Consider the following 13777-nt stretch of genomic DNA (forward strand, 5'->3'; position numbering starts at 1 on the left):
CTCAGCTCGACCACTGGCGCCCGACTTCACGGAATTCGATGTCGCGATATTCCATGGGCATGGGTTGATAGATCAGTTCCTGTTTTGCGCCGACTTCCGAGGTGTAGTAGCCGATAACGGTGAGTTCTTTCAGTTTGCCGAAGAACGGCACGTGTTCATCAACCTCTTTGGCAAAAGGCATAGCAGATAGCTTGCTTTTATAGCCCGAGGCCAGCACTTCCATGTGGGTTAGCGCTGCAATCTGATCCTCCTGTGAGCATGTCAGAAACGGTGATCCATGCTCCTTTAGGCAGTAACTGTTCAGCGTAGCCAGGCCTTCGAGGAAAATTGTTCGTTCGGTATTCGTGTACCAGTCCGACACCATCAACTCGATAAAGTGAGGCACGCCGGCGTCGATTGCACCGGGAGTATCTGTGCGCGGAATAATCATTTCAGCCAGCACCGAGCAAGTAGCGCGTTGCGTTTCATTCAATGTGGGGTTTTGAATGTTAATCCGTCCGTCGATGCCATTAATCATCGCCTGAACAACTGAGGGCGACAGCGCGGCGCCGGTTATCAGTGCGAGATGCTGTATAAGTTCCCGTCTCTTCATTTGTTATCTCTCAATTCGGTTGGCTTCGAGAGGAGCAGTCTGCCTGTCCATCGAATAGCCTGGGCCAATAACTGTCGGTACTCCGGTGTTTCAAAGCTGCGGGCGCTATGGCCCAAAGCGGAATATAACGCACGGCCGTTGCCAAGGTCCTTAGCCCAGATGATGGGGTGATCGGGTGTCATCGAAAATTTTCCGGGTTTGTAGGTGCTTTCATCCACCGTGGCGAGCACGATCGCACCAGCGGCTGCGGGCGTGCGGTCAAAGGCATACCACTCGTCGTAGTGCTGCCAGCGCGGTGGTAGCCCTCTAATTACGGGGTGGCCCACTTGCAGGGCTATGGTCGCTTCTTGCTTGTGGGGTATCAGGGTGTGGCCGGTAAATGCCGTGCCGAGGATGTTATCCTGATACCAGCTCCAGTCGGCGTGAGAACCATCGCCTGCTGCATGGATGCCGATAAACCCGCCGCCGGCTTCAATGTACTCACGAAGTGCTTCACGCTGTTCGGGCAGCAGAAGCGGACCGCTGGCGTTGGCCCAGATAACTACGCGGAAACGAGCCAGATCCCGGCGGTTGTGAACAGCACCGTTTTCGGTCACGAAAACTTGCCAATCGTTTCGCTTTGCCATATCTCGCAAGGCGGCCTGAGCTGCCGCTATACCGTCCTTGTGCCTGAAACCGTTGGTTTTACTGAATACGAGAAGTGCGGGTTTGTCTGGGTTCAATGCAATAGCGGGGGCCTGTTGATCGAAATCCGGGGCGGTGAAAAACTGCGGCTGATCCACATAAAAGAAAATAAAAAGGGCAACGACCGCGATAATGAGTGCAGTGCTGAGGACTGCGGCCGTTGCCAAGATGACCTTTTTCATTCGATAGCAACCCCTAGAATGATTTTGGCTACTTACCACTGATAGCCTGCCGATAACCCAAAGATGCGGTCCGCGCCGGGAGGAATCATATGCGTAATATCTTCTCGGCTGTTGTCAGTGCTCAAGGGGAAGAAATTGACGATGTGGTGCTGGGCAAACACGTTGTTCACGTAAGCGGCTAGCTCGAGTTGGCCACTGGTGCTGCGCCAGCCGAATCTCAGATCGGTAATGGCGTAGGCTTCTTGAATCGTCAGCGGGTGTTGTTCGTTGGAATACTGCACATCGTCCTGCCAGCGAGAGGCGATTTGTGCATAGGCGATACTGCCGTCCGCATTGAGAGGGTGTTCGTAGCGTGCGGTGGCGGAAGCACTCCACTCGGGTGCGTTGGCCAGGGTTTCCCCAGCCAGATCCTGGCGGTCGCAGGTGCCATCGCCATTAACGTCTTCGCCGCCGTTTTCGCCTGGCCTTTGCCCGGTAAAACACTGTGAGATGAACTCATTAAACACGGCTTTGTTGTAGAGCAGTGAGCCGGTTATAAACAACGAGGATAGGGGCTTCGCCTTGAATTCGATTTCTACGCCCTGAGTTTCCAGCTCTCCCGCGTTGTCAAGGCGGAACTGGGCGCTGGGAACCAGATTGGTTGTACTTTCTTCGGCTACGTCGACCACTTGTGCCTGGAAGTCTTTGAAGGTGGTGCTGAACAGGGCGATATTAAGTTCCACTCGGTCATCCCACAGCCGGGACTTGCTGCCGAGTTCAAAGGACAGGGCAGTTTCGGGGTCTACCGGGTTGCGAAATGCTGTTTCCAGATCGCTGTTGGCGAAGTCAAAAGCACCGCCGCGGTAGCCCGTTGAAATTGTTGAGTAAAGCGTGCTGGATTCACTCCAGTCGTACTGCAGCGACACCGTGCCTGTTGTTGCCCGATCATCGATTTCCACCTCGGGGATGTTGATGCGACTATCCGCGATTCGAGCGCCGCTGGCGTCGAGCTGTGTGTATTGAATGCGCCGCACATCGGCGGTGAGTTTTTCAATGATGTAGCGGGCGCCGGCGGTCAAATGCCAGCGGTCTGATATATGCCAGGTGCCCTGAGCGAATATGCCGAGATTTTGCGTTTCCGCCGTGCCGGCGGTGAGACTGTATTGGCTCAGCGAAGCGCCGGGAACCAGCCCGAGAAGCTGCAACTGCGGCGGGATATCCTGAGGGCTGGCTGTATTTATTACAGCCTCCGCCGGTATATCTTCGACTTCGCGCTCAAAAAGATTATAGGTGCGGTTGTCAAACCAGAGGGCGCCGACCGTGTATTCCAGTACATCGCTATTGGTTGCGGTCAGCCGAAGTTCCTGGGTAATCGTCTCAATCAGTCGCTCGCCACCGTTATAGGTCACATTGATGTTTTCGCCGTCCAGAGCGAGCAGGTCGATGTTGCGTTTGATCTCGAAACCGCGCCAGCCGCTTACTGAAGTTAAGGTGTGATTGCCGAGATCCCAGTCGACTTTCAGAGTCACCGCTTCATTGACGCTATCGGCGAGGTTGTTGCCGAGTGTTTTGGTGGTGCGATTTTTCTCTCCGTAGGGGATGTCGTCGTTGCGCTGGGCTTTCTGAGGTGAGGCGCTGCGGAAAACCAAGGGTGTTGAATCACCGTCATTGCGCTGTTGCTCTACATTGAATCGCACGACGATATCGTTGCCGGAGTCCCACAGCAGTTTGGCTCGACCGCCAAATACTTCGCTATTGGGGAGGTTTTCATCCTGACGGATGTCTACTAAGTGCCCGTCAATCTGTTTGTAGAACCCGGTGACGCGAAGGCCGAGATTATCGGTAAGGGGACCGCTGACGCCTGCCTGGGTTTTCAGCAGGTGTCCCGGAAAGTTATCGCGATCTTCGGCGCTTAGCCTGGCAAATGCTTCAAATTCCGGCGCTGGGTCGCGGGAGATTACGTGAATAAGGCCTGCGGTTGAGTTTTTACCAAAGAGGGTACCCTGTGGGCCGCGAAGGACTTCAATACGCTCCAGGTCGGCGAATTCAAAGCTGGCCATTTCAGTTCGGGCCACGGGGACGTCATCCACGACTACTGATACGTTGGGCTCGACCGCAATGCTGAACACGTCGGTTCCTACCCCCCGAATCCGAATCGAAGAATTGGAAGGATCATCGGCAGGTGTAAAGCGCATCGAGGGTACTATCCGGGTCAGGTCCTCGACGCTGTTAATTTCATTGTCTTGCAGAAACTCACGGCCAAGCGCTGTGACAGCCATGGGAACATCCTGCAGGTTTTGTGCCCGCTTCTGGGCGGTGACAATAACCTCTTCGAGTTTTGCTTCGTTTGCCTGCGTTCCTGCCGGCGACAGCGCCAGCAGAAGCATCAGGGCATTGCTTGTCTTATTCTTATTCATCCCAACTATCTCCTGTGATGATGTTTAGGTTTCTAGCGAATGGATTCTTCCGGGAGTGCTTCCTTAATGCCCTCATCGATGGGCATTTTGTCCGGCAGTGCGCCGCTTGCTGCCAATTGCTCGGCCAGCATTCTGCGCATTGATTTCAGCCGCTGTCTGAAAGCCGGGTTGTTGGCAAGATTGTTCAGCTCTTGTGGATCGTTTTTAAGGTCGTAGAGCTCTTCCATATGGCGCAGCGGACCGCCGTCGCCATGGGGGTATTGGGTATACTTCCAGCGATCGGTCCGAACCCCGCGAACATTGGGGGTGTAGGGAAACTGGGATTCATAGTTGTATTCGTACAGCCAGCTTTCGCGCCACTTGGTGGCTTTTCCCATTGCCAGTTTCGCCCACGAAAGGCCCTGGGCGCTGGGCATCTCGGTGCCGAGAGTAAACTCCATTACACTGGGCGCCAGATCAATATTCAAAACTTGCTCTTCAACCACAGTGCCTGCCGGTATTGCGCGCGGATAACGCACCACCATCGGCACTCGGATGCTTTCTTCATGCATGGTCCGTTTGTCGATCATGCCGTGTTCTCCCATCAGGAAGCCGTTGTCGCTGCTGAATACGAAGAGGGTGTTGTCCAGTTCACCGGTTTTGGCGAGGTGCTGGTATATCCGCCCTACCGAATCGTCTACAGAATTTATGGTGGCGGTATAGGCACGTACGAAGCGTTCGAAATCGAGCATGGCTTCGGCGCTGCGATCCGGGAAATCCTCACGAAAGCCGTAGAGCGGGCCATAGATTCCATGCCAGGTGTCCAGCCGTTCCGTGACCCACTGAGGCTTGCTTTTCAGGTTGAAGCCGCTGACTGGATAGGGCACTCGTACGTGCTGATAGGTGTTTTCGTACTTTGGTTCGGGAATAAACGGTCCGTGCGGTGCCTTGTGGCCAACCACCAGTGCAAAGGGGCGCCCGGGCTTGCGCTGTTGCAGCCAGTCCAGGGCAATATCGGTTACACGTTCTGTGTAGTAGCCCTTAACAACTTCGCGCTTGCCGTTGAGATTCAAGGTGGTGTCGTAGTATTTACCCTGTCCTTTATGGGTCACCCAGTAGTCAAAGCCGGGGCGTTTCGAGTCGTCGTCTTCTCCCATATGCCATTTGCCGATATACGCTGTCTCGTAGTCGGCCTGTCGCAGCAGCATGGGAAAGCTCTGCAGCTGGCGGGGGTAGTCAGTGAAGTTGTCGCGTACGCCATGGGTATGGGCGTAGGTGCCAGAGAGGAAGGAGGCGCGGCTGGGTGAACACAGTGACGAAGTCACGAACATGTTGCTAAACCGGGCGCCTTCCTGTGCCAGTTTGTCGATGTTCGGGGTTTTTATGCCAAGTAGCGGTTTGGGGTGATAGCCCACGGCATCGGATCGCTGATCGTCGGTCAGGATAAAGACGACGTTCGGCGGGGTGGCGGCTTTCAAGGCGAAGCTAAGCCCAAGGAAACTAAAGAAAATTATTGCATGCGCCCAGTTTCTGCCTGAGTTGCGGTCTCTGATGGGCGGTGTGCCGTGGCTGCCCCTGATGTCGGGTTTGCTCATTGTCGGGCCTCTCTGGTGCAGACGCTGGTTTACGTTGTTTTTAGGGTTATAAAATGTAAACGTTTACTTTTATAATTGCAATTCTAGCCGGAGTCAATAAAACATTCCGCTTAATAATCGTTAATCAGGTGGAAATGAGGGCGCGGCGACAGTTTTAGTGGGCGGTGCTCAGCGTGCGGAAACGCAGCGATACTACGCCACGCCTTTCAAGGTCCGGTTGATCCAGCCCAGCAAAAACTTGGACTGGCTACTATCGCGATTCACTATCTCTGCATAGCGTGCAACCTTGGCCATGGCGTAGCGGTAAAGAAAGTCCTGCGCGGGGAAGCTGTTCAGCTTGCCTAGGGTAACCGGGCCCAGTATGCCGTCGGCGCTGGTGTCGAGAATGGACTGGGCGAGTTTGATTGCGGTGCCCGTGCCTGCGTTCACAGCGAAGTCGAACAGGGTCTCGGCAACGCGTTGATCCTCGATGTCGTCGCCGCGCAGGCGGCTCCAGAACTCATCCCGGTAAAAAGCTTTTACACAATCTACGAGGGCTGGGTTATGGAGGTCGTCCGCGTCGATATACTGCCAGCCTGACCAGTGCGGATGGTAGCGTCGGGCGACGCCAGCGTAGGTGGTGCCGCCGCGATCTCCTTCAACGGCGTGGAGCGCATAGCCACCCTCATTGCGAATCATTTCCTCGTAGGCGGGTTCGAACAGGGCCATTGTGGATCTCGTTTTATTGCTGTTTTCAAAACGATACACCCGCTTTTTACTTGAGGTCAAAAAATCCCATGGCGCTAAGTGTTACGTACCACTAAGCTGAGGGCAGTCAAAAAGGGGAGGTTGCATGGAGCTGTCGCTTGCGTTGGTGGTAATTCTTGTCAGTGGCATTCTGTGTCAGTGGTTGGCATGGCGCCTGAAAATACCGGCCATTGTTCTGCTGGCCACGGCGGGCCTGATTCTGGGGCCTGTATCCGGTTGGGTGCAGCCCGCTGTGGACTTTGGACCAAGCCTTAATGCCGTTATCCAGCTGTTTGTGGCGGTGATTCTGTTTGAAGGGGGCCTAAACCTGCAGCTTCACGAACTGCGTGAGGCCGGGCGCGTGGTGCGCCGACTTATCTCGGTCGGGGTTGTGGTGGCCTGGGTGCTGGGTACGCTAGCGGCGCATTTTGTGGGGGGGCTGGGGTGGCCGGTGGCTCTGCTATTGGGGGCGATACTTGTGGTCACAGGGCCGACCGTTATCATGCCGCTTCTCAAACACGCCAACCTCAATCGTCGTACCGCGTCCTATTTAAAGTGGGAGGGCATCATCAACGACCCGCTGGGTGTGATGCTGGCGGTAATCGTCTACCAGTACTTTCTCTACTCCGGCGAGGCAGGTGATCTGGGGCACGCCCTCTACAGCCTGGCGGAGGCCGTGGTCATTGCTGCACTCATCGGTGGTGGCGGTGGCTATTTGCTGGGCCAGGGCTTTCGTCGAGGCTGGGTGCCTGAATATCTGAAAGCGCCGATGATTATCGCGATAGCACTGGGGGTGTATGCCCTGTCGCATCTGGTGCTGCACGAATCCGGGCTGTTGGCAGTTACCGTGATGGGGGTGATGATGGGCAATATGGGGCTGCGCAGTATTGATGAAATGCGCCGCTTCAAGGAATACATCACCATTATTCTGGTTTCCTTTCTATTTGTAATTCTCACCGCATCGCTGGAGCCGCGCCTGCTGAGCGAGTTGAACTGGCAGTTGATGGCCATGCTCATGGTGTTTCTCTTCGTGGTGCGTCCATTGACCGTTTGGATATCCACCATGGGTATTAAGATGCCCTGGCAGGAGCGCTTTCTAGTGGGCTGGATTGCCCCACGGGGGGTGGTGGCTGCAGCCTCCGCTGGTGCCTTCGCGCCGGCGATGATGGAGGCCGGTTACGCGGGTGCTGAGTTGTTGGTACCTGCGGTGTTTCTAGTGATCTTTGCCACCGTTATTCTGCATGGCTTCAGTCTCGGCCCGCTGGCGCGGCGCCTGGGTTTGCGTGCGGAAGGCTCCGGCCGGGTGCTGCTAGTGGGTGCCTCGCCCTGGTCGGTAGAGTTGTCCAAGGTCTTGAAAGAGCTGAAAGTCGACGTAATGCTGGCAGACACCGACTGGGCACGGCTGCGTCCGGCACGGCAGCACGGTGTACCGACCTGGTATGGAGAAATTCTATCCGAGCGCGCAGAAGAAGCGCTGGAGCTGGATGGGGTGAAAGTGGTGCTGGCTGCAACTGGCAATGTTGCCTATAACTCGATGGTGTGTAATCACTTCGCCTCGGAGATAGGACGTACTCAGGTCTATCAATTGACGGACTCGGAAAATAGCGATGACAGTGATCGTCGCAAGGTGTCGCACGTACGACGTGGCATCAGTGTGTTTTCCCGTAAAGTGACCTTTGGCACCCTGTGGAACAACCTGATTAGAGACTGGCGTTTCCAGAAAACTCGAGTCACAGAGGAATACAGCGGTGACGACATTATTATGCAGTTGCCGGATGACGCCATCATGGTAGCGGTGATTGGTAAAGAGGGGCGGCTGGATTGGGTGTCGAAGGAATCCCCCTCCTTGAAAGTGGGGGATATACTGGTGAGCTTTGTGCCGCCTGCGACTGACTAATCAGTAGTGTTATGTTCTACAAAAATCAGTTGCTGTGTGTCAAAACCGCGCTTTTGAGCTTCCGCGATAAAGCGTTGTTTTAGCTCCTCGCTAATCTCAGGCTTTCGTGCCAGTAGCCACAGGTAGTCGGTGTTGAATCCGCTGACAAAGGCGTAGTCGTAGTTACTGCCAAGCTCAAAGATGACATAGGAGCTGTAAAAGGGGCCGAAGAAAGAGACTTTCAGGTAACCCTCGTCGGTATCTCCCGCCAGTTTTGCTTTGCCGATGGCGTCCTTCCATTTTTTCTTGTCGGTATCGAAGCCCTGGTTTTTCACCTCAACCATGCCGTTGTCTTTCAGTGTGTACTGAGCCGTGACCTGGCTCAGGCCACGTTCAAATGAATGATCAAGACGGGCAATTTCGTACCAAGTGCCGAGGAAACGCTGCAGTTCGAAATTGTCGACTGGCTGAACTTTTTCCGGCATGCCCATGCAGGCGCTGAGGAAAAGGGTGGAGAAAATTGTCAGGATGAGTTTCATGTGTCGGCTGCCTGTATTTTTTTATTCAGTGTAGCAGTATATTTGGCGGAACCGGCTTCTATTGACGTACTGCCCCTCACCCTGTCCCTCTCCCAGGGGGAGAGCTGGGGTGAGGGGCCGGGCAGTTCGAATAAAATACCGAACGCTCTACTTGAGCTTCTTGTACTTGACCCGTTCCGGTTGAGCTTTCTCACCTTTGCGCTCGATCAGGTCCGCGTGGTACTCGGTGTAGTTCCCTTCAAAGAATACCACTTCCGAGTTGCCTTCGTAGGCCAGAATGTGGGTCGCGATACGGTCGAGGAACCAGCGGTCGTGCGAGATCACCATGGCGCAGCCGGGGAAGGTAAGCAGGGCCTCTTCCAGAGCACGCAGGGTTTCCACGTCCAGATCGTTTGAGGGTTCATCGAGCAGCAGAACGTTGCCGCCCTGACGCAGGGTGCAGGCCAGCTGCAAGCGACCGCGCTCACCGCCGGAGAGTTCGCCGACGCGTTTTTGCTGGTCTGAGCCTTTGAAGTTAAAGCGGCCGATATAAGCGCGCGAGGGTACTTCGTAGCCGTTGATGTTGAGAATGTCGTGACCATCGCTGACCGCTTCCCAGACGGTTTTGCTGTCGTCCAGGTTGTCGCGCATCTGATCAACCGATACCAGCTTGACGGTTTCACCGAGCTCGATGGTGCCGCTGTCCGGCGTTTCCTTGCCGTTAAGCATGCGGAACAGGGTCGACTTGCCCGCGCCGTTACCGCCGATTACGCCGACGATGGCGCCCTTGGGCACCGAGAAGCTCAGATTGTCGAACAGGCATTGATCGCCATAGGATTTGCTGACGCCGTCAACCTCAATCACTTTGTCCCCCAGGCGCGGGCCCGGTGGAATGTAGATCTCGTTGGTTTCGTTGCGGGTCTGGAATTCCTGGCTTTGCAGTTCTTCGAAACGCTGCAGGCGGGCCTTGCTCTTGGCGCGGCGGCCTTTGGGATTACTGCGCACCCACTCCAGTTCGGACTCGATGGTTTTCTTGCGCGAGGCTTCGCCTTTGGCTTCCATTTCCAGACGTTTTTCCTTGGCTTCCAGCCAGTCGGAGTAATTGCCTTCGTAGGGAATGCCGTGGCCGCGATCCAGTTCCAGAATCCAGCCGGCGGCGTTGTCGAGGAAGTAGCGATCGTGAGTGATGGCAACCACGGTGCCGTTGAAGTCACACAAAAAGCGTTCCAGCCAGGCGACGGATTCGGCGTCAAGGTGGTTGGTAGGCTCGTCGAGCAGCAGCATGTCCGGGCCCGAAAGCAGCAGGCGACAGAGGGCGACTCGGCGCTTTTCACCCCCGGAGAGGTTCTCAATTTTTGCGTCCCAGGGCGGCAGGCGCAGGGCGTCCGCGGCAACTTCCAGTTGATGGTCGAGGTTGTGAGCGTCGGCGGCCTGAATGATGTTTTCAAGTTGTTGCTGCTTTTTCGCCAGCGCGTCGAAATCGGCGTCCGGCTCGGCGTAGGCGGCGTAGACTTTTTCCAGTTCCGCCTGGGCTTCTTTCACTTCGCCCACGCCTTCCTCGACGCATTCACGTACGGTTTTGGTCGGGTCGAGCTCAGGCTCCTGCTGCAGATAGCCCACCTTGATGCCGGGCTGCGGGCGGGCCTCGCCGTTAAATTCGGTATCGACCCCGGCCATGATGCGCAGCAGGGTGGATTTACCTGCACCGTTCAGGCCGAGTACGCCGATCTTGGCGCCGGGGAAGAAGGACAGGGAGATATCCTTGAGAATTTCGCGTTTGGGCGGCACAACCTTGCCGACCCGGTTCATCGTATATACGTATTGGGCCATGTTTGTAATCTCGGTTGAGAGTGTTGGAATCAGAACGTCGGAATGGGGAGCAAGGTAGCCGAATGATCGCCAGGAATCAACGCGCTACCCTTGCACCCATGTGGCTCAGGCAGTCTTGCGGTTATTAACCTCTTGCTGGGCCAGATATTCATCATAGGTGCCCTGAAAGTCGATCAGCTTCTGATCCTTGATTTCGATCACCCGGGTGGCCAGCGAGGCGACAAATTCGCGGTCGTGGCTGACGAAGATCAAGGTGCCGTCGTAGTGCTCCAGTGCCAGGTTCAGGGCTTCGATGGCTTCCATGTCCAGGTGGTTGGTGGGCTCGTCCATGATCAGCACGTTGGTGTCCATCATCATCAGCTTGCCGAACAGTAAACGGTTTTTCTCGCCACCGGAACAGACCTTGGCCTGCTTGTTAAAGTCGTCTGAACTGAACAGCAAACGGCCAAGCGTGGCGCGCACAATCTGATCGTCGTGGCTGGGTTTGCGCCACTGACTCATCCAGTCGAATAGGTTCAGGTCGTTGTCGAAATCAGCGCTGCTGTCCTGCGGGCAGTAACCCAGCGTGGCGTTTTCCGCCCATTTCACAACACCTTCATTGATGCTCAGCTCATCCATCAAACAGCGCAGCAGCGTGGTCTTGCCGGCACCGTTTTCACCGATGATGGCCAGGCGGCTGCCGGCCTCGAGAATCATATTGCCTTTGGCAAACAGCGGCTCGTCAAAACCGTGACCGACGTTTTCCAGAGTCAGTGCCTGACGATGCAGCTTTTTATCCTGCTTGAAGCGGATATAGGGTGACACACGACTGGAAGCCTTGATCTCGTCGAGCTGGATTTTCTCGATCTGCTTGGCGCGCGAGGTGGCCTGTTTTGCTTTGGAGGCGTTGGCCGAGAAGCGGCTGACGAACTGCTGCAGGTCGGCGATCTGGGCAGACTTTTTAGCGTTCTGTGATTGCAGGCGCTCGCGGGCTGCGGTGGCGGCCGTCATAAAGTCATCGTAATTGCCGGGGTAAACCCGCAGTTCGCCGTAGTCGATATCAGCCATATGGGTGCATACCGCGTTTAGAAAGTGGCGGTCGTGCGAAATGATGACCATGGTGCTTTTACGTTGGTTGAGTACATCTTCCAGCCAGCGAATGGTGTTGATGTCGAGGTTGTTGGTGGGCTCGTCCAGCAGCAGAATGTCGGGGTCGGAGAACAGGGCCTGGGCCAGCAATACCCTCAGCTTCAGACCGGGGGCGACTTCACTCATGGGGCCGTAGTGGTATTCCTGATCGATACCGGCGCCCAGCAGAATTTCGCCGGCGCTGCTTTCGGCGCTGTAACCGTCCAGCTCCATAAAACGGGTTTCCAGCTCAGCGACTTTCATGCCGTCTTCTTCTGACATATCCGTCTGGGCGTAGATGCGGTCCCGCTCCTGCTTGATATCCCACAGATCGGTGTGGCCCATGATGACAGTGTCGATCACTGAGAACTTTTCGAAAGCGAACTGATCCTGAGACAGCTTGCCCACACGTTCGTTGATATCGATGGAGACATTGCCGGAGGTTGGCTTGAGACTGCCATCCAGAATTTTCATAAAGGTGGACTTGCCGCAGCCGTTGGCGCCAATCAGGCCGTAGCGGTTGCCGCCGCCAAACTTTACCGAAATATTTTCAAACAGGGGCTTGGCACCAAATTGCATGGTGACGTTGGCGGTGGTGATCAAAAGAGGAATCCTTTGCGTGTAAAACGCAGTGTGTGGTTAGAGAATGTGATGCTATCCGACGGTGGGCGGAACGGTGCAGGGCACCCACTCCCACCACTCGTGTTCGCCTTCGTCACCGTCTTCCTTCTTACGGTGTACATCCCAGGTCACGAGAAAGTCCGGGTTGTCGATGGTCTGGTCTTCGCTGTCGGTAAAGCTGCCTTGCGGGGCGATAAACCAGCAGCTGAGTTCCGGTGGCAGGGTAAAGTCGCGCTCGTCCTGAAGCGGCCGCAACACAATGCCTTCGTCGCTGGCGCTGTGCACCCGGGCGGCGAGCATGCGTTGGTTCAGCACCTCGCCGGCCGGGTTGTAGTAACTCAGGCCGAGTACGCAGGATTTACCTACGAGGTCGGCGAGGTCTGTGACTGCATTGGCCATATAACTTAAAACAGTACGCGGCAGCGCAGGGTGCCGGTCACTTCCTTGAGTTTGCTCAGGGCCAGTTCGCTGTAGGCCTGATCGACATCAATCACCACATAGCCGACAGACTCATTGGTCTGCAGGTACTGGCCGGAGATGTTGATATCGTTTTCCGAGAAGATCTGGTTGATGGCGCTCATTACACCGGGCACGTTTTTGTGGACGTGCAACAGGCGGTGGCGGCCATCCTGAGCGGGCAGCGCCACTTCCGGGAAGTTCACCGACGTGACGGTGGTGCCGTTGTCTGAGTACTTCACCAGCTTTTCCGCTACTTCCATGCCGATGTTTTCCTGGGCTTCGATAGTGGAGCCACCGATATGGGGGGTCAGGAAGACATTGTCGAATTCGCGCAGCGGCGAGATAAATTCGTCGTTGTTACTCTTGGGTTCTACAGGGAACACATCGATAGCCGCGCCCAGCAGGCGTTTCTGGCGCAGGGCATCACAAAGGGCATCGATATCTACGACGGTGCCGCGCGAGGCATTAATCAGAATGGAGCCTTTTTTCATTTGCTCGAATTGCTTGGCGCCGATCATGTTTTTGGTTGAGGCGGTTTCCGGCACATGCAGGCTGACAATGTCCGCCGTGCTCAGCAGCTGGCTCAGGCTGACCTGGGTGGCATTACCCAGCGGCAGCTTGTTAACCGTATCGGCAAACATCACTTCCATACCCAAACCTTCGGCCAGTACCGAAAGCTGCATGCCGATAGAGCCGTAACCGACAATGCCCAGCTTCTTGCCGCGAATCTCAAAGGAATCGGTCGCCGACTTCATCCACTCGCCGCGATGGGCGGCAGCACTCTTCTCTGCCACGCCGCGCAGGAGGAGAATGGCTTCAGCCAGAACCAGCTCGGCCACCGAGCGGGTGTTGGAGTAGGGCGCGTTGAATACCGCCACGCCCCGCTCCAGTGCGGCCATCAGATCTACCTGATTGGTGCCGATGCAGAAGCAGCCGATAGCGTTCAACTTTGGTGCGTTTTCCAGTACCTCGCGGGTTAGCTGGGTGCGCGAGCGGATGCCAACAAAGTGCGCATCCTTGATGCTTTCCAGCAGTTCGTCGCCTTCGAGGGCCTTCTTGTGGTACTCGATATTGGTGTAACCGGCGTTCTCAAGCAGGGAGACAGCGGACTGGTGAACGCCCTCCAGCAGCAGGAACTTGATCTTGGCCTTGTCGAGAGATTTCTTTGCCATGGGTCTTGGTGTGTCCAGCGGTACAGGAAAAGGCGCGTAT

General features: G+C 55.8%; 11 protein-coding genes. 1 reads left to right on the forward strand and 10 read right to left on the reverse strand.

Annotated features, from left to right (window positions below):
• Position 1: 1 nt before the first annotated feature.
• The 5 genes from ABY734_RS07065 to ABY734_RS07085 form a co-directional block, all read right to left on the reverse strand.
• On the reverse strand, positions 2-592 hold the full coding sequence (locus ABY734_RS07065) for a gluconate 2-dehydrogenase subunit 3 family protein (protein WP_372778264.1): 591 nt from the start codon (positions 590-592) through the stop codon (positions 2-4).
• The gene (locus tag ABY734_RS07070; protein WP_372778265.1) at positions 589-1458 is read right to left on the reverse strand and encodes a ThuA domain-containing protein; all 870 of its coding nucleotides are present in this window, start codon (positions 1456-1458) and stop codon (positions 589-591) included. The genes ABY734_RS07065 and ABY734_RS07070 overlap by 4 nt, the downstream gene beginning before the upstream one ends.
• Positions 1459-1490: 32 nt before the next feature.
• Positions 1491-3854, reverse strand: a complete 2364-nt coding sequence (locus tag ABY734_RS07075) for a TonB-dependent receptor (RefSeq protein ID WP_372778266.1) — start codon at positions 3852-3854, stop codon at positions 1491-1493.
• Positions 3855-3886: 32 nt separating this feature from the next.
• The gene (locus ABY734_RS07080; protein WP_372778267.1) at positions 3887-5428 is read right to left on the reverse strand and encodes a sulfatase; all 1542 of its coding nucleotides are present in this window, start codon (positions 5426-5428) and stop codon (positions 3887-3889) included.
• A gap of 192 nt (positions 5429-5620) precedes the next feature.
• A complete protein-coding gene (locus ABY734_RS07085) occupies positions 5621-6136 on the reverse strand; it encodes a glycoside hydrolase family 108 protein (RefSeq protein ID WP_372778268.1) in 516 nt (171 codons plus the stop codon).
• A 124-nt stretch (positions 6137-6260) separates the two neighbouring features.
• On the opposite strand from ABY734_RS07085, the gene ABY734_RS07090 reads away from it, so the two are divergent.
• Entirely contained in the window at positions 6261-8051 is a 1791-nt protein-coding gene (locus ABY734_RS07090; protein ID WP_372778269.1) for a cation:proton antiporter, read from the forward strand.
• Here the strand turns inward: ABY734_RS07090 and ABY734_RS07095 are convergent.
• The 5 genes from ABY734_RS07095 to serA all read right to left on the reverse strand — a co-directional run bounded on the left by ABY734_RS07095 (position 8048) and on the right by serA (position 13737).
• Positions 8048-8569, reverse strand: coding sequence for a lipocalin family protein (locus tag ABY734_RS07095; RefSeq protein ID WP_372778270.1), 522 nt, complete (start codon positions 8567-8569; stop codon positions 8048-8050). The genes ABY734_RS07090 and ABY734_RS07095 overlap by 4 nt on opposite strands.
• 147 nt (positions 8570-8716) lie before the next feature.
• Positions 8717-10378 carry an energy-dependent translational throttle protein EttA gene (ettA, locus tag ABY734_RS07100; RefSeq protein ID WP_372778271.1) on the reverse strand — a complete coding sequence of 554 codons (1662 nt, stop codon included), beginning with the start codon at positions 10376-10378 and terminating at the stop codon, positions 8717-8719.
• Positions 10379-10483: 105 nt separating this feature from the next.
• Positions 10484-12088 (reverse strand): ABC-F family ATPase, encoded by a 1605-nt coding sequence (locus ABY734_RS07105; RefSeq protein WP_372778272.1) that lies wholly within the window; start codon positions 12086-12088, stop codon positions 10484-10486.
• Between the two features lie 51 nt (positions 12089-12139).
• The gene (locus tag ABY734_RS07110; RefSeq protein WP_372778273.1) at positions 12140-12505 is read right to left on the reverse strand and encodes a hypothetical protein; all 366 of its coding nucleotides are present in this window, start codon (positions 12503-12505) and stop codon (positions 12140-12142) included.
• A 5-nt stretch (positions 12506-12510) separates the two neighbouring features.
• Positions 12511-13737, reverse strand: coding sequence for a phosphoglycerate dehydrogenase (serA, locus tag ABY734_RS07115; RefSeq protein WP_372778274.1), 1227 nt, complete (start codon positions 13735-13737; stop codon positions 12511-12513).
• Positions 13738-13777: the final 40 nt, after the last annotated feature.

The sequence above is a fragment of the Litorivivens sp. genome (assembly GCF_041624475.1).
Lineage (GTDB): Bacteria > Pseudomonadota > Gammaproteobacteria > Pseudomonadales > Spongiibacteraceae > Litorivivens.

What these genes read in the sequence shown, in the direction of transcription:
- ABY734_RS07065 (WP_372778264.1), bottom strand. Translation starts at nt 592, where the DNA reads ATGAAGAGACGGGAACTTATACAGCATCTCGCACTGATAACCGGCGCC.
- ABY734_RS07070 (WP_372778265.1), bottom strand. Translation starts at nt 1,458, where the DNA reads ATGAAAAAGGTCATCTTGGCAACGGCCGCAGTCCTCAGCACTGCACTC.
- ABY734_RS07075 (WP_372778266.1), bottom strand. Translation starts at nt 3,854, where the DNA reads ATGAATAAGAATAAGACAAGCAATGCCCTGATGCTTCTGCTGGCGCTG.
- ABY734_RS07080 (WP_372778267.1), bottom strand. Translation starts at nt 5,428, where the DNA reads ATGAGCAAACCCGACATCAGGGGCAGCCACGGCACACCGCCCATCAGA.
- ABY734_RS07085 (WP_372778268.1), bottom strand. Translation starts at nt 6,136, where the DNA reads ATGGCCCTGTTCGAACCCGCCTACGAGGAAATGATTCGCAATGAGGGT.
- ABY734_RS07090 (WP_372778269.1), top strand. Translation starts at nt 6,261, where the DNA reads ATGGAGCTGTCGCTTGCGTTGGTGGTAATTCTTGTCAGTGGCATTCTG.
- ABY734_RS07095 (WP_372778270.1), bottom strand. Translation starts at nt 8,569, where the DNA reads ATGAAACTCATCCTGACAATTTTCTCCACCCTTTTCCTCAGCGCCTGC.
- ettA (WP_372778271.1), bottom strand. Translation starts at nt 10,378, where the DNA reads ATGGCCCAATACGTATATACGATGAACCGGGTCGGCAAGGTTGTGCCG.
- ABY734_RS07110 (WP_372778273.1), bottom strand. Translation starts at nt 12,505, where the DNA reads ATGGCCAATGCAGTCACAGACCTCGCCGACCTCGTAGGTAAATCCTGC.
- serA (WP_372778274.1), bottom strand. Translation starts at nt 13,737, where the DNA reads ATGGCAAAGAAATCTCTCGACAAGGCCAAGATCAAGTTCCTGCTGCTG.